The organism is Mycolicibacterium holsaticum DSM 44478 = JCM 12374, from assembly GCF_019645835.1.
Classification (GTDB): Bacteria; Actinomycetota; Actinomycetes; order Mycobacteriales; family Mycobacteriaceae; genus Mycobacterium; species Mycobacterium holsaticum.
The window spans coordinates 3,343,783-3,362,422 of record NZ_CP080998.1; the positions used below are offsets into that span (position 1 = coordinate 3,343,783).

The following is an 18,640-nucleotide window of genomic DNA, read 5'->3' on the forward strand; positions in this document are numbered from 1 at the left end:
CCACGCTATCCGTGCGACTCTGCGTCTGCTCGCGCTCAAGAGGTGGCCTCGGTCGGCACGTTGTAGCGTTCGACGTAGTCGGCGAACCGTTCGCGGATCTGCCCCTGATCCAGTCCGTAGTCCTCGAGCCGGTAGCCGTGGGCGCCGAACCGGCCGCGGGGGTGGGCGTCGACGTAGGCGCAGACCGCGGCGCGCGCCGCCGGGGACAGCTCGCGACCGCAACCGGCGTAGATCGCCGCCACCGTGCCGACCGGGTCGACGGCGAGGTCGGCGTACTGCACATCGATGATCCGGCGCTCGGGGTGTGCGCGGCGAAACTCCTCGATCCGTTCGATGGACACCTCGAGCATCCGGGTCCAGTGCTCGGCGATATATGAGGTGTGGTCGGCGTCGCTGAACGTCCCGGTCAGCGTGGAGATCAGGCTGCACGCCGAGGCGCACAGCACGGTCGGATCGCGGTGCAGGACCACCAGATGGGCGTCGGGGTAGACGGCGGTCAGCGCGTCCAGGGCGGTCGCGTGATGCGGGCTCTTCAGCGTCCAGCGCCCGCGGACCCCGTTGCTCTGCAAGACCTGCAGGACCGTGCGGTGGTACTCGTATGCCGATCGCTGGTCGGCGCCCAGCAACCAACCGCTGTAGCCCGGCACGTTGGCGATCGCCTCCCAGGTCAGGCTCTTGAAGTCCTGCCCCAGCAGGGTCAGGCATTCCGTGGGCCCGGCGGCGTCCTCGTGGTGCACCACCTTGATCTTGGGGTTCAGCGATTCGAGCATGTCGATGCCCGCGGCGGCCGCGTCGACGCGCGGACCCGCCCGTAACGTCCCGCGGTTCGGCGGCGGGACGCTGTCGGCGGCTTCCCAGCGCAGCAGCGACCGGTTGGCCCGGTCCTGGTCGAGCAACTCGCTGACGAACGTGGTACCCGCACGGAACAGGCCGATGACCACCAGCGGCGCCTCCACCGGTTCGGCCGCGATGTCGGGGTGCTGACGGACCCAGTCGAACACCTTGAGGCGGTTGACCAGCCCGCCGATCATGTTTTGCCGCATCGCCATATCGCCGAGGTCGTTGAGCTGCGCTTCCTCGTCGACCGAGGCGCACAACGTGATGAGCCCCGTTCGGAAGTCGGGCGGCCCGAAGTCCTCGGAGCCCGCCAGTTCGACGGCGCTGGCCATGATGTCGTCCGCGTCGAAACCCGCCATCCCCGGCCGCTATCCGCGCTCGACGACGACGACGGTGCGCCCGGTGGTGCGCCGCTGCTCGTGGTCCCGCAGCGCCTCGCCCATCTCGGCCATTCTCACGCGCCGACCGACCACCGGACGGATCGCGCGGTCCGCGACGAGTTCGAGCAGCGCGCGGTGGACGTCCTTGCCGACCTCGGCGGGAAAGAAGTTGAGCCCGAATCTGCGGAATTCCGTGGGTAGTTCACCGTAGGCGAGGATGACACCGAGCACCGACACGTTGCCCATCGAGACCTTGCGCAGCGGCCGGCCCGTCAGTCCGGACTGCGGGTCGTCGTTGAAACCGACCGGCAGATAACGGCCCTCCCGTGCCATGCAGGTCCAGATCTGCTCGGTGCGCTCACCGCCGACCACGTCGAACGCCACATCGACGCCGTGCCCGTCGGTGTGCGCGATGACCGCGTCGAACAGGTCCGCTGCGGTGTGGTCGACACCCGTCGCGCCCAGCTCTTCACACACCTTCACCTTGTCTGGGCCCCCGGCGACGGCGAGCACGTCGGCGCCCGTGGCGACGCCGAGTTGGATCGCGGCGGTCCCCACCGCGCTGGCGCCACCCATCACCAGCAGCCTCTCCCCCGGCGCCAGGTGCGCGCGCCGGTGCAGTGCAAGGTAACTCACGTGAAACGGCAGTGTGAACGCTGCGGCGTCGACGTCGTCGAGCTCGGATGGGGCGTCGAACACCGTCGCCGCCGGCGCGATCGCGCATTCGGCGATGCCGCCCAGCGACTGTTTGGTCATCGCCACCACCCGGCGCCCGAGCCATTCCGTCGCGCCCTCACCGGCGCGGTCGACGACACCGCACACGTCCATGCCGATCGTGAACGGCGGCTCACCCGTCACGCTGGCCACGGTGCCGCGGCACCGCGCGATGTCACCGAAGTTCAGCGACGCCGCCGAGACCGCGATCCGCACCTCTCCCGGCGCGGGTTCGGGTTCCGAGACTTCCCGTACGGCAAGCACTTCCACCGGATCACCGTGGCGCACGACTTGAACTGCCCTCACCCGAACCTCCCCGCCGGCACGCGGTAACCGTAATAAGCAGATGTGCTTATGTCAACGGCGGCGCGACCATGGCCGCGGTGGCCATCGCGACCAGGTTGGAGACGAACGGCTCGTACTCCAGCTGCGGGCGGCCCCGGCGCCCCCTGCGCTCCAGCAGCCGAGCGCGGTCGGCGATGGCGCGCAGGACGAACATCGCCACCAACGAGAACCGCTCGACCCGCAGCTCGTCGGTCAGGAACCCCGTTCGGGCAGTGAGCAGTTCGTACACCTCGTTGCCGCCGGTGCGGGCCAGCACGGCCTGCAACTGGGCGCTGTAGGACTGCATGTCCTCACCGGTCAGCTCGGCGATGATCAGCAGGCAGCACCGGCCTCGCCACCCGCTGTCGGCCAGTTCGGCCGCGGGCCGCACGATGGCCTCCAGCACCGGGGCCAACTCGTCGCCGGGGGTGGTCAACGCGACGTCAAGCAGATCGCGTTCGCGGCGCGCCAGGAAATCGGCGTGCCGGTCGATGACCGCGCAGAGGATGCCGTCGCGGGAACCGAAGTGGTACCGCAGCGCCGCGCGGTTGCGTTGCCCGGCCTGGCGGGTGATGTCGATCAGCGACGCGTTGAAGACCCCGTCGCTGGCGAACGCCCGGGCTGCGGCGTCCAGCAGCTTGTCCCTGGTCTTCGTCGCGTCCGGCGGCACGGGCCCGGTCCGCTATCGAAGCGCCGCAGCGACATCCGCGGCCGCGTTCGCGACGGCGATCTCCCGCGTCTGGCCGGTGGACCGGTCGCGCAGCTCGATGACGCCGTCGGCCCAGCCGCGGCCCACGACGACAATCCTTGGCACACCGAGCAGTTCGGCATCCTTGAACTTCACTCCCGGCGAGGCGGTGCGGTCGTCGAGCAGGACCTCGACGCCGAGCCGGTCCAGTTCGGCGGCCAACTCCTCCGCACCGGCGCGGGCGGCGGCGTCCTTGTTGGCGATCACCACGTGGGCGTCGAACGGCGACACCGACGGCGGCCACACCAGCCCGAGCTCGTCGTTGTGCTGCTCGGCGATCACCGCGACCAGCCGCGACACCCCGATGCCGTAGGAGCCCATGGTCAGGCGCACCGGCTTGCCATTCTCGCCGAGCACGTCGACCTCGAACGCGTCGGTGTACTTGCGGCCGAGCTGGAAGATGTGGCCGATCTCGATACCGCGCGCGGCCACCAGCTGCCCGGCCCCGTCCGGGGACGGATCCCCGTCGCGCACCTCGGCCGCCTCGATGGTGCCGTCGGCGACGAAGTCGCGGCCGGCGACCAGCCCGACCACGTGCTTACCCGGCTCGTCGGCGCCGGTGATCCACGACGTGCCGTCCACCACCCGCGGATCGACGAGGTAACGAACACCGTTGGCCAGCAACGCCTTTGGTCCGATATAGCCTTTCACCAGAAACGGGTGCCTGGCGAAGTCGGCCTCGTCGAGCAGCGCGTACTCCGCAGGGTCGAGCGCGGCGCCCAGACGTTTGTCGTCGACCTCGCGGTCACCGGGCACGCCCACCGCAAGCAGTTCCCACTCGCCGCCGGGTTGGCGCACCTTGAGCACCACGTTCTTCAGCGTGTCGGCGGCGCTGACCGTGCGGTCCAGCGTGGCGTTGGCCCACTCCACCAGCGTGGCGATGGTCGGGGTGTCGGGGGTGTCGTACACCTTGGCCTCGGGCTGACCGTCGACGGGCCGCGCCGGCGGCACCGCGGTGGTGACTGCCTCGACGTTGGCGGCGTATCCGGATTCCACGCAGCGCACGAACGTGTCTTCCCCGATGTCGCTTTCGGCGAGGAACTCCTCGGATGCGCTGCCGCCCATCGCGCCCGATACCGCCGAGACGATGACGTAGCGCACGCCCAGGCGGTCGAAGATCCGTTGGTAGGCGTCGCGGTGGCGGGCGTACACCGCGCGCAGACCGTCGTCGTCGACGTCGAAGGAGTAGGAGTCCTTCATGACGAACTCACGGCCCCGCAGGATGCCGGCGCGGGGCCGGGCCTCGTCGCGGTACTTGGTCTGGATCTGGAACAGCAGCAGCGGAAAGTCCTTGTAGCTGCTGTACTCGCCCTCGACCGTCATCGTGAAGAACTCTTCGTGGGTCGGCCCGAGCATGTAGTCGTTGCCGCGCCGGTCCTGCAGCCGAAACACGCCGTCGCCGTACTCGGTCCACCGGTTCGTCGTCTCGTACGGCGCGCGGGGCAGCAACGCCGGAAACAAGATCTCCTGGCCGCCGATCGCGGTCATCTCCTCGCGCACCACGTTCTCGATCTTGCGCAGCACCCGCAGGCCCAGCGGCAGCCAGCTGTACAGCCCGGGGCCGACCGGGCGGATGTAGCCGGCCCGGATCAGCAGCTTGTGGCTGGGAACCTCGGCGTCGGCCGGGTCGTCGCGCAACGTACGCAGAAACAGCTCCGACATGCGGGTGATCACAGGCGACAACCTTACTGATCGCGCCAGCGTCAAAGCTCGCCCGCCTCCACCGCTTCCCGGGTGTGCTGGGCGGTGGCGATCTGGCGGGCGGAGAACCCGATCCAGAATGCGGCGACGCCGACGATGACCGCGACACCGGCCACCCACAGCAGCGAGTACGTGTAGCCGTGGCCCAACGCGTCGAGTTGAGCGGGTGTCATGTCCTTGACCGGCCCGGTGGTGCCGCCCAGATACAGCGTGCGCGACGTCTGCACGGCCTGGATGACGACGAGCACCAGCGGGCCGCCCAGGTTCTGCACCATCAGCGTGATCGAGGACACCGGGCCGATCTCACCGGGACCGACCCCGGCGATCGCGCACAGCGGCAGGATCACCGCGATGGCGCCGATGCCGAAGCCGCCGACGACGATCGGCGCGAACAGGTTCGGGAAGTACGGGATGCTGCGGTCCAGCGTCGAGCCGTACAGCATCGCCCCGAGGACGAACACCCCGCCGCCAATGATCAGCCAGCGCGGCGCGATACGCGGGGCGAGCTTGGCAGCGACCGCGCTGCCCACCCCGAACGCCAGCGCGAACGGGATGAAGCAGATGCCCGCCTTCAGCGCCGAGTAGCCGAGCACGTCCTGCACCAGCAGCCCGATCATCACCGTCAGGGTGAGCAGCACCCCGCCGGCCAGGAACAGCGATACGAACGTCATCACCCGGTTGCGGTTGTCGAACACCGAGAACGGGACGATGGGGTGCTGGGCGGTGCGCTCGACGAGCAGGAAGCTGACGAAGAACACCGCAGCGGCCACCGCGGCGCCGATCACCAGCGGGTCGATCCAGCCGCGCGGTGGGCCCTGGGTGAAGACCAGCACCGCCGACGTGCAGCCCAGCGTGGCCAGCAGCGCCCCGGTGACGTCGAGCTTGAGCCGTTCGTGATGGGTCTCGGCCAATTTGACCACCGCGACGGCGACGATCACGATGCCGATCGGCACGTTGATGAGAAACGCCAGCCGCCACGAGATCACCGTCAGCGCGCCGCCGAGCACCAGCCCCAGCACCGAGCCGATGCCCTGCATGGCCGCCGAGATCGCCAGGGCCCGGTTGCGGGCCTGGCCGACCGCGTACGTCGTCGCGATCAGCGCGAGCCCGGTGGGCGCGGCGACGGCCGCCCCGGTGCCCTGCACCGCACGCGCCACGATCAGCGTGGTCGGGTCGTTGGCCAGCCCGCAGGCCAGCGAGGCGATCGTGAACACCCCGACGCCGGACAGAAACGCGCGCTTGTGCCCGATCGCGTCGCCGACGCGCCCGCCGAGCAGCAGCAGCCCGCCGAACGCCAACACGTAGGCGGTGATCACCCAGCTCTTGCTGGCGTCGGTGAGGCCGAGGTCGGCCTGCATCCGCGGCAGCGCGACGATGACGATGGTGCCGTCGAGCGTCGACATCAACTGCATGCCGGTGATCGCGAAGATCGCCGGGCCCAACACCTTCGACGCCAGCGGAAGCGACGACGGCGACCCGGCAGACATGGGTAGCCAGCCTACCCACAGGTGATTTCGGTGTAGTTGGTCACGGACAGCGTGACCAACTACACCCGAATCGCTAGAGCTCGCCGGGGTCGAATGTCGAGCTAAAGCTCTCCTTGGTCCAGCGCGTCCTTGACCTCTTGGGCGTGCGCGACCTGCGCGGCGGTGTAGCCGATGAACAGCGCCGCACAGCCGACGATCACCGCCACCGCGGCCACCCACAGCAGGCCGTAGGTGTAGCCCTGGTCCAGTGCGTGCAACTGCGCGCTGTCCATGTTGTGCACCGGGCCGGTGGTGCCGCCCAGATACAGCGTGCGCGAGGTGATCACGGCCTGGATGACCGCCAGCACCAGCGGGCCGCCCAGGTTCTGCAGCATCAGCGCGATCGCCGACACCGGGCCGATCTGGTCGAAGCCGACGCCGGCGATCGCCGACACGGTCAGCGGGACGACGATCATGCCGATGCCCAAACCTCCGACGGTGATCGGTATCACCAGGTTCGGGAAGTACGGGATGTCACCGTGCAGCGTGGAGCCGTAGATCATCGCGCCCAGCACCAGCACGCCACCGGCGATCACCAGCAGGCGCGGCGGGAACAGCGACACCAGATGCGACGACAGGCCGAGCCCGATGCCGAGTGCGATGACGAACGGGATGAAGCCGATCCCGGCCCGCAGCGGCGTGTAACCCATGATGTCCTGCACGTACAGCCCGATCAGCACGGTCAGCGTGAACATCACCCCGCCGGCCAGGAAGATCGCGGCGAACGTGGCGACCCGGTTGCGGTCCTTGAACAGTTCGAACGGCACGACGGGGTTCTCCGCGGTGCGTTCGACGTAGAGGAACGCGACCAGGAAGGTCAGCGCGGCGATCCCGGAGCCCAGCGTGATCGGGGACAGCCAGCCTTGCTCGGGGCCCATCGAGAACCCGAACACCGCGGCGGTGCAGCCCAGCGTGGCCAGGATCGCCCCTGCGGCGTCGAGCTTGAGCCGCTCGCGGAGCGTCTCGCGCAGGGTGGTGCGGGCCAGGTAGATCACCAGCAGCCCGATCGGGACGTTCACCAGGAACGCCCACCGCCAGGACACTTCGGTCAGCGCGCCGCCGACGACCAGGCCCATCACCGAGCCGACGCCGGTCATCGCGGCGAACACCGCGGTGGCCGCGTTGCGGGCGGGCCCCTTGGGGAACGTCGTCGCGATCAGCGCCAAACCGGTCGGTGAGGCGATCGCGGCGCCCACGCCCTGCAGCAGCCGGGCGATCACCAGGGTGGTCTCGTCCCAGGCGATGCCGCACAGGATCGAGGCGATCGTGAACAGGGTGACGCCGACGATGAAGGTGCGCTTGCGGCCGATGGTGTCGCCGAGCCGGCCGCCCAGCAGCATCAGCCCGCCGAAGGCCAGTACATATGCGGTGATGACCCAGCTGCGGCCCGCGTCGGACAGGTTGAGCTCGTCCTGGATCTTCGGGAGAGCGACGATGGCGATCGTGCTGTCCATCGTGGCCAGCAACTGCATCCCGCCGATGGCGATGACCGCGGCGAAGAACCGCCGCGACGGTTGCCACACGGGGGTCCGACCAGTTCGCTCGGCAGCGGCGCGGTCTCCGCGTACGGGCTGCGACCGATTTGCCCCGCCCTCGGCGTCACGGCGCATGGCTGCGCGCGCTGCGTCATTGAGAGCCGTCATAACGGGTTACCTTACAGTAATCTTAGAAATCCTTTAACCGCCGAACGCCGCCACCGAGCCGATCACGATGATCGCCGGCGGTCGAATCCCTTCTTCCCGTATCCGTTCTGGCGCGTCGGCCAGCGTGGCCCGCAACGTTCGCTGCGCGGAGGTGGTGCCGTGCTGCACCACCAGCACCGGGGTATCCGCAGGTCGACCGCCCGCCAACAGCGCATTGCTGAACAATTCGATGCGTTCCACGGCCATCAGCAAAACGATAGTGCCGGACAGCGCGGCCAGGGCATCCCAATTCACTAACGATTCGGGATGCCCCGGCGCAACATGGCCGCTGACCACCACGAACTCATGGGTTACCCCGCGGTGCGTGACCGGAACGCCCGCCAGCGCAGGTACGGCTATGGCGCTCGTCACGCCGGGCACGACGGTGACGGGGATTCCGGCGTCCACGCAGGCCAGCACCTCTTCGTAGCCGCGCGCGAACACGAACGGATCGCCGCCTTTGAGCCGCACGACGAACTTGCCGGCCCTGGCCCGCTCGATCAGCACGTCGTTGATCGCGTCCTGGGCCATCGCGCGCCCGTACGGGATCTTGGCGGCGTCGATCACCTCGACGTGCGGCGCCAGTTCGGCAAGCAGTTCCTGGGGGGCGAGGCGGTCGGCGACGACGACGTCGGCGTGTGAGAGCAGCCGCCGGCCGCGCACGGTGATCAGCTCGGGATCGCCGGGTCCGCCGCCGACCAGGGCGATACCGCCCGCAACGACGCCGGGCGTGTCGCCGGGGGCGATCAGCCCGCTCTGCATCGCCTCGTGGATCGCCGACCGGATGGCCGCCGAGCGCCGGTGTTCGCCGCCGGCCAGCACACCGACCGAAAGACCTTCGTACTCGAACGACGCCGGTGTCACCGCGGTGCCCTCCCGCGCCACGTCGGCGCGCACGCAGAAGATGCGGTGCCGTTCGGCTTCGGCGACGACGGCGGCGTTCACGGCCGGATCGTCGGTGGCCGCGATGACGTACCAGGCGCCCTCGAGATCGCCGTCGCGAAAATCCCTGAGTTCAAGGGTTATTCCGGGTCGCTGCCTGCTGAGGGCCTCGACCGCCGGGGTGGCTGCGCGGGTGATGACGTGCACGTCGGCGCCGTTGGCCACCAGCAGCGGCAGCCTGCGCTGCGCCACCGTACCGCCCCCGACGACGACGACTTTCTTACCGGTCAGGCGCAGGCCGACAAGGTAGGCGATCTCGCTCACCGTGCGAGCCTAGAGGTTGCGGCCGCGTCCGAACATTCGCGGCCCGCCGCGTCCGAACATTCGCGGCCCGCCGCGTCCGAACATTCGCGGCCCGCCGCGGCTACGAAACGGGCGATCGCCCCCGGATGGGCGGCCGGGTGGGTGTGCAGATAGCCGGCGTGCACGCCGGCGTCGACGGCACCGTCGCGCACGCCCGTCTCCGTGTTGCCCGCGTAAACCCACGCGGGCGGGTAGCTGTCGGTGAACTCGACTGTGGTGCGGTGAAATTCGTGTCCCATGATCCGTTCGCCGACGGTGTGCAACGGCGACTCGGCGACGGCGACGCCCTGCCGGTAGCCCAGGGTGAGCCGGTCGGTGAAGCGCGCAGAGCCAGACAGCGCGCCGCACATCGGGTACCCGTCGAGTTCGTCGACCAGGTAGGTCAGGCCGGCGCATTCGGCGTGTACCGGTGCGCCGGATGCGGCGAGCGCCTTGATCTGTTGGCGCACAAGGTCGTTGCCCGACAGTTCGGTGGCGAACTGCTCGGGGAACCCGCCGGGGATGACCAGTGCGGCGGTGTCGGGCGGCAGCGGATCGGTCAGCGGATCGAACTCGACCACCTCGGCGCCGGCGGCCGCCAGCAGTTCACGGTGTTCGGCGTAGCCGAAGCTGAATGCCTTGCCCGCCGCGAACGCGACGGTGACACCGGTCACGGCGGCGTCGTTCACGGCGGGCTCCCACGGTTCGTCGGCCACCTCGCAGGCGGCCACCGCCGCCAGGCCCGCGAGATCGACGTGGCGCGCCACCAGCGCGATCATCGCATCCACCGCGGCGCGCGCCCGCTCACCGTGCTCGACGGCGGTGACAAGCCCGAGATGTCTTGAGGGAAGCGATAGTTCGTCGGTGCGCGGAAGGGCGCCGAACACCGGGACACCGGCGTATTCACACGCCTGACGCAGCACCTCTTCGTGGCGGGCCGATCCGACCCGGTTCAGGATGACCCCCGCGATTCGCACCGACCGGTCGAACGTCGAAAAGCCGTGCAGCAGCGCGGCGATACTGTGGCTCTGGCCGCGGGCGTCGACGACCAGGACGACCGGCGCGCGCAGCATGCCCGCAACCTGGGCCGTGGAACCGGCGGCGGTGCCCGACGGGTTGGCGTTGTCATCGATGCGCCCGTCGAACAAGCCCATGACCCCTTCGATGACCGCGATGTCGGCGCCTGCGCTGCCGTGCCGGTACAGCGGGCCGATCAGGTGCTCGCCGACCAGCACCGGGTCCAGGTTGCGCCCGGGCCGGTGCGCGGCCAGCGTGTGGTAGCCGGGGTCGATGTAGTCGGGTCCGACCTTGAACGGCGCGACGACGTGTCCCGCGCGCCGCAGCGCACCCATCAAACCCGTTGCCACAGTCGTCTTTCCGCTACCGGACGCCGGTGCGGCCACAACAAGGGCAGGCGTCACCACTCGATGCCCTTCTGGCCCTTGCGGCCGACGTCCATGGGGTGCTTGACCTTGGTCATCTCGGTGACCAGGTCGGCGGCGTCGAGCAGGGCGGGCGGGGCGTGGCGGCCGGTGATGACGACGTGCTGCGTGCCGGGACGGGCCGTCAACGTGGCGACCACTTCGTCGACGTCGACCCAGCCCCACTTCAGCGGGTAGGTGAACTCGTCGAGCACATAGAAATCGTGGCGCTGCTCGGCGAGTCGGCGCGCGATCTCGGCCCAGCCGTCGGAGGCGGCCGCGGCGTGATCGTCGTCGCTGCCGGATTTGCGCGTCCACGACCAGCCCGAGCCCATCTTGTGCCACTCCACGGGGCCGCCGACGCCCTGCTCGTCGTGCAGGCGACCCAGTTGGCGAAACGCCGCCTCCTCGCCGACCTTCCACTTGGCACTCTTGACGAACTGGAACACCGCGACGTCGAAACCCTGGTTCCAGGCCCGCAGCGCCATCCCGAACGCCGCGGTGGACTTGCCCTTACCCGCGCCGGTGTGCACCGCGAGCAGCGGGGCGTTGCGCCGTGCCCGGGTGGTCAACCCGTCGTCGGGAACGCTGAGCGGTTGGCCCTGCGGCATGTCGAACACTCCCCTACTTCGTGTGGATCCCAGATCAGGCGGCGGTGCGGATCACGTCGGTGAGGTTGTCGGCGCGCAGTTGCGCCAGCCGCACCGCGGGCGCACCCAGCTGATCGGCCAGCTGCTGGGCCAAACCCAGTCGCACATAGGACGTTTCACAGTCGACCACGACGGCCGCCGCTCCCTCGGCCACCAGCCGGGCCGCGGCTTGGCGGGTGCGTCCCAGCGGGTCGGGACCACCGGTCGCGCGCCCGTCGGTGAGCACCACCACCAGGCTGCGTCGCGCCCGATCCCGCGCCTTCTCCCGGACCACCACATCGCGCGCGGCCAACAGGCCTTGTGCCAGCGGTGTTTTCCCGCCGGTATCGAAGCGGGCCAACCGGCGGCTGGCGATGTGCACCGACGACGTCGGCGGCAACAGCAGCTGGGCGTCCTGCTGGCGGAACGTGATCACCGCGACCTTGTCGCGGCGCTGGTAGGCATCGCGCAGCAGCGACAGCGCGGCACCGCCCACGGCTGCCATCCGGTCGCGCGCGGCCATCGACCCCGACGCGTCGACGACGAAGATCACCAGGTTGCCCTCCCGGCCCTCCCGGATGGCGCGGCGCACGTCGTCAGGCCCCGGACGCGGCCGGCCCGCGCCACGTTGGCGCTCCGCGGCGGCCAGCACCGTGCCGAACACGTGCACGCCGTGGCCAGCCTCCCGGTCGGGGGTGGCCGCGATCGTCTTACCGGTGCGGTTGCGTGCCCGCGACCGACGGCCGGGTGCGCCCTCCCCCACCCCGGGAACCACCAGCGAACGCGTCCGGTACACCGCCGACGGCGACGCGCTCGGCTTGGTGGTGCTGCTCGTGCTGCCTTGCGGCCCAGTATCTCCGGGGGTCGCCTCGCCGCCGCCAGGCGGATCGAAGTCCGGATCCGGGTCGGGCTCGGGTTCCTGTTCCGGTTCGGCGGACTGACCGGCCTCTTCCATCGCCTGGTCGAGCTGTTCGGGATCCAGCCCGGGATCGTCGAACGGATCGCGGCGCCGACGGTGCGGTAACGCCAGCTCGGCTGCGACCCGAATGTCTTCTTCGACGACGGTGTCGGCGCCCCGCCATGCGGCATGGGCCACGGCCGTGCGCGCGACCACGAGGTCGGCGCGCATACCGTCGACGTCGAACGCTGCGCACAGCGCTGCGATACGCCGTAACTCGCTGTCCGGCAACGTCACTGCGTTGACGGCCGCGCGGGCGGTGGCGATCCGCCGGGCCAGCTCGGCGTCGTCGCCGGCGTAGGACCCGGCGAACCCCGTCGGATCGGCCTCGTAGGCCATGCGCTGCCGGATGACGTCGACGCGGACGTCGACGTCGCGGGAGGCCCGCACGTCCACGGTCAGGCCGAACCTGTCCAGCAGCTGCGGACGCAGTTCGCCCTCTTCGGGATTCATGGTGCCGATGAGCACGAAGCGGGCGTCGTGGCTGTGCGAGACGCCGTCGCGTTCGATGTGCACCCGACCCATCGCCGCCGCGTCCAGCAGCACGTCGACCAGGTGGTCGTGCAGCAGGTTCACCTCGTCGACGTAGAGCACGCCGCCGTGCGCGCGGGCCAGCAGCCCCGGTGAGAACGCATGCTCGCCGTCGCGCAGCACCTTCTGCAGGTCCAGCGAGCCGACCACGCGGTCTTCGGTGGCGCCGATCGGCAACTCGACCAGCGACGCCCCCTCGTCCACGGCGGCCAGTACCGCGGCCAGGCCGCGCACGGCGGTCGACTTCGCGGTGCCCTTCTCCCCCCGGATCAGCACACCGCCGATGTCCGGGCGAATCGCGCACAACACCAGGGCCAGCCGTAACCGGTCGTGGCCGACGATCGCGCTGAACGGGTACGTCATCGCTTCACCATCGGCACATGAGGGATGCCGTCGTCAAGAAACTCTTCGCCGTCACGGACGAACCCGTGGTGGGCATACATCTCCTCCAGGTAGATCTGCGCGTCGATGCGGCACGGGTAGTCGCCGACTTCGGCCAGCGCGGCCTGCAGCAGCCGGGTGGCCTGGCCCTGTCCGCGCGCGTCGCGTTTGGTGCACACCCGGCCGATCCGAAATCCTTTCTGCCCACCCGGATGTTCCTCCATCAGCCGCAGCGTGCAGATGACTTCGCCGTCGGCGCCTTCCAGCCAGAAGTGCCGGGTCTCGGCGAGCAGGTCACGACCGTCCAGCTCGGGATAGGGGGTGGCCTGCTCGACGACGAACACCTCGACGCGCAGCTTGAGCAGCTCGTAGAGCGTCGCGGCGTCGAGGTCCTTGGCCCAACTGCGACGCAGCGCGACGGTCATTGCGCGGCCACCGCCATCGGTACGTGGTCAGGCACTGGTTGTCGGTCCTCCGTCGTCGCATCACCCGTTGGGCACAGTCATCTCAGGTTAGCCCGCCGCGTTAACGGGAAACCGCCGCCCGTATGTCGGCGACTAAGGTTGCAAGCGTGCCCGAATGGCAGGCCGATGTGCTGCCCGGTTACCGGCAGCATTCGTTTCTGCTCGGTACCGACCCCGACGGGGAAGGTGAGCTGGTGGCCACCCTGGTGCGCCGCGGGGCGGCCGACCCGGCGGCGACCCGCGCCGTGCTGCTGGTGCACGGGTTCACCGACTACTTCTTCAACACCGAACTCGCGGATCACTTCGCCGCGCGCGGCTTCGCGTTCTACGCGTTGGATCTGCACAAATGCGGCCGGTCCTGGCGCGAGGGGCAGACACCGCACTTCACCACCGACCTGTCGCGGTACGACACCGAACTCGAACAGGCGCTCGACGTGATCGCCACCGAGCTGCAGGCGGCCAGCGTGCTGGTCTACGGGCACTCGGCGGGCGGTCTGATCGTGTCGCTGTGGCTGGACCGGCTGCGCCGCCGGGGCCTGACCGCACGCAAGCGGGTGGCCGGCCTGGTCCTCAACAGCCCGTGGCTGGATCTGCAGGGGCCGGCGGTGCTGCGCACGGTGCCGACGACCGCGGCGATCCGCGCGGCATCGCGCTGGCGCAAGCGCATGATCGTGCGTCGTCCCGCCGACGGTGGCTACGGCGCGACGCTGCATCGCGACTATTACGGCGAATTCGACTACGACCTGAAATGGAAACCGATCGGCGGGTTTCCGGTGACGCTCGGCTGGCTGCACGCCATCCGGCGCGGCCAAGCCCGGCTGCACCGCGGCCTCGACGTCGGGGTGCCCAACCTCATCCTGCGCTCGGACCGCAGCGTGCGAGAGGTCACCGACCAGGTCGAGACGATCCAACGCGGCGACGCGGTACTGGATGTCGGTCAGATCGCCCGATGGGCGGGCTGTATCGGCAACCGCAGCACCGTTGTGCCGATCGTCGACGCCAAACATGACGTGTTCCTGTCCGTCCCGCAGTCCCGCCAGCAGGCCTACCGCGAGCTCGACCGGTGGCTCGACTGGTACGTGAACGAATCACCGGACACCGTCCCGCAATCCGAACGAGGATGAACACCATGGCCCACTTCGACATCGCGATCATCGGCACCGGTTCGGGCAACTCGATTCTCGACGAGCGCTACACCGACAAGACGGTGGCGATCTGCGAACAAGGGGTGTTCGGCGGTACCTGCCTCAACGTCGGCTGCATCCCGACGAAGATGTTCGTCTACGCCGCCGACATCGCCCAACACATCAGGGAGTCAGCGCGATACGGCGTCGACGCCGAGCTCGAGGGGGTGCGGTGGCCCGACATCGTCTCGCGGGTCTTCGGCCGCGTCGATCCGATCGCGCTCAGCGGCGAGAACTACCGCCGTGCATCACCCAACGTCGAGGTGTTCGCCAGCCATACCCGGTTCGGGCCGACGAGACCCGACGGCCGCTACACGCTGCGCACGGCCGACGGCGACGAGTTCACCGCCGATCAGGTCGTGGTCGCGGCCGGCTCACGGGCGGTGATTCCGGAAGCCATCGCCGAATGCGGGGTGCCCTACCACACCAGCGACACCATCATGCGCATCGCCGACGTGCCCGAACATCTGATCATCGTCGGCGGCGGCTTCATCGGCTGCGAGTTCGCCCACATCTTCTCCGCGCTGGGCAGTCAGGTCACCCTGTTGCTGCGCGGTAGCACGCTGCTGCGCGGCCACGACGACGAAATCACCATGCGCTTCACTGATCTCGCGGCCAAGAAGTGGTCGATCCGCGACCATCACGAAGTGGCCGACGCGCGGCGAGTCGGCGACGGTGTCGAGATCACGTGTCAGGACGGCACCAAGGTGCGCGGTGACGCGCTGCTGGTGGCGACCGGCCGGGTGCCCAACGGTGATCTGCTCGACGCCGAACAGGCCGGGGTCAAGGTGACCGGCGACGGCCGCGTCGTCGTCGACGAGTACCAGCGAACCACCGCCCGGGGTGTTTTCGCCCTCGGTGACGTGTCGTCGGAGTACCAGCTCAAACACGTGGCCAACCACGAAGCCCGGGTGGTGCGACACAACCTGCTGCAGGACTGGGACGACACCGACGCGCTGATGACCTCCGATCACCGCTACGTGCCGTCGGCGGTGTTCACCGACCCGCAGATCGCCAGCGTCGGGCTCACCGAAAACCAGGCGCGGGCACAGGGTTTCGATGTCCGGGTCAAAGTGCAGGACTACGGCGACGTCGCCTACGGATGGGCGATGGAAGACACCACCGGCATCGTCAAGGTGATCGTCGACGGTGACACCGGCCTCATCCTGGGCGCACACATCATGGGCCACCAGGCGTCGTCGCTGATTCAGCCCGTTATTCAGGCGATGAGTTTCGGCCTGCCGGCCCAGGAGATGGCGCGCGGTCAGTACTGGATCCACCCCGCGCTGCCCGAGGTCGTCGAGAACGCGTTGCTGGCGCTGTGCGGTGAACCGCCGTGGCCGCCGTCGAAGCGGCACTAGCGGTTGGGTGCGATCAGGTGGTGACCGAGAACCCCCACGGCAGCTCGAGGCGGTGCGCGGCGAGCAGGTCGGCGTCGGCGAGGATCTCGTTGATCGCGCCGTCGGCGACGATGACACCGCTGTCCATCACGACCGCCCGCTCGCACAGTTGGGCCGCATAGGGCAGGTCGTGGGTGACGATCAGCATCGTGGCCTCCAGCCCGGCCAGCGCCTCGGCCAGCTCCCGGCGCGCGACCGGGTCGAGATTGGCCGACGGTTCGTCGAGAACGAGAATGTCGGGCTCGCAGGCCAACACGGTGGCCAGCGCGGCGCGCCTGCGCTGCCCGGCGGACAGATGCGTCGGGCTGCGGTCGGCGTGGTCGGCCAACGACACCGCGTCCAACGCCCGGGTCACGCGGGTGGCCAGCGCGTCACCGCGCACACCGAAATTGGCCGGGCCGAACGCGACGTCCTGCGCGACGGTCGGCATGAACAGCTGGTCGTCGGGGTCCTGGAACACCAACCCGACCCGTCGGCGGATGTCTTGAACCGTCTTGCGGTTCAACGGGATACCGCAGATCTCGACCGCACCGGACGTGGCGGTGAGCACACCGTTGAGGTGCAGCATCAGCGTGGTCTTACCCGCGCCGTTGGGGCCCAGGACGGCGATCCGCTCGCCGGGTGCGACGGTGAGGTCGACATGGTCGAGCGCGACCTGCCCGTCGGGGTAGACGTAGCGCAACGCCTCGATGTCGATCGCCGTCATCGCGTCACCCACGCCAGCACCGAAACCGCGACGGCGGCGTACGCCGGGATCAGCGCGACGGCCCACTGCGCGGCGGCCGCCCGCGGCGGCGCCCCGATGACCGCCAGATCCGGTGCCCTGCCGTCGAATCCGCGGGACAGCATCGCGACGTACACCCGCTCACCACGCTCGTAGGACCGCAGGAACAACGCACCGATGCCCTTGGCGATCGCACCGGCCTGATGCAGTGCCCGCGGGGAGTCGCCGCGCGAGATCCGGGCCATCCGCATCCGGCCGGCCTCAGCGGCCAGCAGGTCGACGTATCGGATCATCAGCACCAGCACCGACGTCGCCACGGCGGGCACACCCAGCCGGCCCAGCGCGGCGGGCAACTCGGTCGTCGAGGTAGTGGCCGCGACGGTCAGCGCGGCGGCCACGCCGAGCGTGCCCTTGATGACGATGCCCCACGCAGCCCACAGCCCGCTCACCGAAAGCTGCAGTCCGGCAACCTCGACGCCGGTACCGCCCTCGGCGAACGGCAGCAGCACCGCCAGCACCAGAAACGGGGCCTCGATCAGCATCCGCGGCAGCACCCAGCGCAGCGGGATCCGCGCCAGCCGCCACACCGCGACGATGACCGTCGCGTAAACGGCGAACGGCCAGAACATCTCCCGCGGGGTGGCCACGACGGCGAGCACGAACACCAGCAGGCAGACGATCTTCACCTCGGCGGGTGCCCGGTGCACCGCCGAATCGTCGTGGCGGTAGAGCGGGTGGGCACCAGCGCCCATCGCTAGCGTCGGCTCTCGGCGTCGTCGCCGGTCCGGCGGGTGCGGCTGATCAACCAGAACGCCGAGCCCGCGACCACGACCGTGGCCAGCACCCCGACGATCCCGGCCAGTCCACCGGTGCCGTCACGTCCGCCGATCGCGTAGTCGGCCAGCGGTGACGCCGCGAGGCCATGCTCGTCGGCGTGCTGGGCGATGCAGTCGCCGCGCAACTGCTCACCGTCGGCGGTCTCGATGACCTCGCAGCCGCGCAGCGTCGTGGCGTCCAGGCCGTCCGGGCTGGAGCTGGCGAAGTACGACACCACCCCCGCGATCAGCAGCGTGACGACCGCGAACCCGACCCAGAACTGCCAACGCGACTTCATGCGGGCACCCCGGTGCGTGCCCGGCGCAGAAGGTAGACCAGATCGGGGCGCGCCCGCGCGACCGCCATCACGGTCACCGCGGTGATCAGGCCCTCACCGACTCCGATCAGCGCGTGGGTGCCCAGCATGTAGCCGGTGACCGCGCCCATCGACGTGGCCGAAGCTCCACCGATCGCGTACTCGACGACGAATCCCATTGCCGCGCACACGGTGCCGACCAGCCCAGCGATAAAAGCCACGATGCCCAGGGCGCCTACCGGGATTTCCGCGCGCCTGCGGGCCAGGCTGTACAGCGCCACCGCCGTCGCGTAGCCGGCCGCGACGCCGATGACCGCCATGTTGATGATGTTGGTGCCCAGCGCGGTGACGCCGCCATCGGCGAACAGCAGCGACTGCACCACCAGCACGATCGCGATGCACAGCGCCCCGGTGTACGGACCGACCAGGATCGCCGCCAGCGCGCCACCCAGCAGGTGGCCGCTGACGCCGGGCAGAATCGGGAAGTTGATCATCTGCACCGCGAAGATGAACGCCGCGACGAGACCGGCCAACGGCACGGTGCGCTCGTCGAGTTCGGTGCGCGCCTTCATCGCGCTGAACCCGACGACGACCACCGCGATGAGGCCGCACACCGCCGACGTCGGCGCGTTGACGATGCCGTCGCTCATATGCATGGCGACGTGTTGGACAGTCACCAC

17 protein-coding genes are annotated in these 18,640 nt (G+C 69.6%); 2 read left to right on the top strand and 15 right to left on the bottom strand.

The annotated features are described in order from the left end of the window. Positions 1-35: 35 nt before the first annotated feature. The 11 genes from K3U96_RS16225 to K3U96_RS16275 form a co-directional block, all read right to left on the bottom strand. Positions 36-1,196 (bottom strand): sulfotransferase family protein, encoded by a 1,161-nt coding sequence (locus K3U96_RS16225; RefSeq protein WP_220690374.1) that lies wholly within the window; start codon positions 1,194-1,196, stop codon positions 36-38. A gap of 9 nt (positions 1,197-1,205) precedes the next feature. After that, positions 1,206-2,237, bottom strand: a complete 1,032-nt coding sequence (locus tag K3U96_RS16230; protein ID WP_220690375.1) for a zinc-binding dehydrogenase — start codon at positions 2,235-2,237, stop codon at positions 1,206-1,208. Positions 2,238-2,283: 46 nt separating this feature from the next. Next, positions 2,284-2,925 (bottom strand): TetR/AcrR family transcriptional regulator, encoded by a 642-nt coding sequence (locus tag K3U96_RS16235; protein ID WP_220690376.1) that lies wholly within the window; start codon positions 2,923-2,925, stop codon positions 2,284-2,286. A gap of 12 nt (positions 2,926-2,937) precedes the next feature. Further along, positions 2,938-4,677 (bottom strand): proline--tRNA ligase, encoded by a 1,740-nt coding sequence (locus K3U96_RS16240; protein ID WP_220690377.1) that lies wholly within the window; start codon positions 4,675-4,677, stop codon positions 2,938-2,940. Between the two features lie 29 nt (positions 4,678-4,706). Beyond that, positions 4,707-6,191, bottom strand: coding sequence for an MFS transporter (locus tag K3U96_RS16245; RefSeq protein WP_220690378.1), 1,485 nt, complete (start codon positions 6,189-6,191; stop codon positions 4,707-4,709). 101 nt (positions 6,192-6,292) lie between these two features. Then, positions 6,293-7,840 (bottom strand): MFS transporter, encoded by a 1,548-nt coding sequence (locus tag K3U96_RS16250; protein WP_372514939.1) that lies wholly within the window; start codon positions 7,838-7,840, stop codon positions 6,293-6,295. A 66-nt stretch (positions 7,841-7,906) separates the two neighbouring features. Next, entirely contained in the window at positions 7,907-9,118 is a 1,212-nt protein-coding gene (gene cobA, locus K3U96_RS16255; RefSeq protein ID WP_220690380.1) for a uroporphyrinogen-III C-methyltransferase, read from the bottom strand. Further along, positions 9,115-10,560 (bottom strand): cobyrinic acid a,c-diamide synthase CobB, encoded by a 1,446-nt coding sequence (locus tag K3U96_RS16260; protein WP_220690381.1) that lies wholly within the window; start codon positions 10,558-10,560, stop codon positions 9,115-9,117. Before K3U96_RS16260 ends, cobA begins: the two co-directional genes overlap by 4 nt. Further along, entirely contained in the window at positions 10,554-11,168 is a 615-nt protein-coding gene (gene cobO, locus K3U96_RS16265; RefSeq protein ID WP_069406026.1) for a cob(I)yrinic acid a,c-diamide adenosyltransferase, read from the bottom strand. Before cobO ends, K3U96_RS16260 begins: the two co-directional genes overlap by 7 nt. Before the next feature lie 34 nt (positions 11,169-11,202). Continuing rightward, complete coding sequence (locus K3U96_RS16270; protein ID WP_220690382.1) at positions 11,203-13,038, bottom strand: magnesium chelatase subunit D family protein; 1,836 nt, start codon at positions 13,036-13,038, stop codon at positions 11,203-11,205. Then, complete coding sequence (locus tag K3U96_RS16275; RefSeq protein ID WP_069406024.1) at positions 13,035-13,481, bottom strand: GNAT family N-acetyltransferase; 447 nt, start codon at positions 13,479-13,481, stop codon at positions 13,035-13,037. Before K3U96_RS16275 ends, K3U96_RS16270 begins: the two co-directional genes overlap by 4 nt. 122 nt (positions 13,482-13,603) lie before the next feature. Here K3U96_RS16275 and K3U96_RS16280 point away from each other — a divergent pair, with 122 nt between their 5' ends. Then, entirely contained in the window at positions 13,604-14,644 is a 1,041-nt protein-coding gene (locus K3U96_RS16280; protein ID WP_220690383.1) for an alpha/beta hydrolase, read from the top strand. 5 nt (positions 14,645-14,649) lie between these two features. Next, complete coding sequence (gene mtr, locus K3U96_RS16285; protein WP_220690384.1) at positions 14,650-16,065, top strand: mycothione reductase; 1,416 nt, start codon at positions 14,650-14,652, stop codon at positions 16,063-16,065. A gap of 13 nt (positions 16,066-16,078) precedes the next feature. On the opposite strand, the gene K3U96_RS16290 is transcribed toward mtr, so the two are convergent. From K3U96_RS16290 to K3U96_RS16305, 4 genes are read right to left on the bottom strand one after another with little or no spacing between them, the layout of a single operon-like run. Next, positions 16,079-16,810, bottom strand: a complete 732-nt coding sequence (locus tag K3U96_RS16290) for an energy-coupling factor ABC transporter ATP-binding protein (protein WP_069406029.1) — start codon at positions 16,808-16,810, stop codon at positions 16,079-16,081. Further along, the gene (gene cbiQ, locus K3U96_RS16295; protein ID WP_220690385.1) at positions 16,807-17,580 is read right to left on the bottom strand and encodes a cobalt ECF transporter T component CbiQ; all 774 of its coding nucleotides are present in this window, start codon (positions 17,578-17,580) and stop codon (positions 16,807-16,809) included. The genes K3U96_RS16290 and cbiQ overlap by 4 nt, the downstream gene beginning before the upstream one ends. Before the next feature lie 2 nt (positions 17,581-17,582). Further along, on the bottom strand, positions 17,583-17,942 hold the full coding sequence (locus K3U96_RS16300) for a PDGLE domain-containing protein (RefSeq protein ID WP_069406021.1): 360 nt from the start codon (positions 17,940-17,942) through the stop codon (positions 17,583-17,585). Next, on the bottom strand, positions 17,939-18,616 hold the full coding sequence (locus K3U96_RS16305) for an energy-coupling factor ABC transporter permease (protein WP_220693551.1): 678 nt from the start codon (positions 18,614-18,616) through the stop codon (positions 17,939-17,941). Before K3U96_RS16305 ends, K3U96_RS16300 begins: the two co-directional genes overlap by 4 nt. Positions 18,617-18,640: the final 24 nt, after the last annotated feature.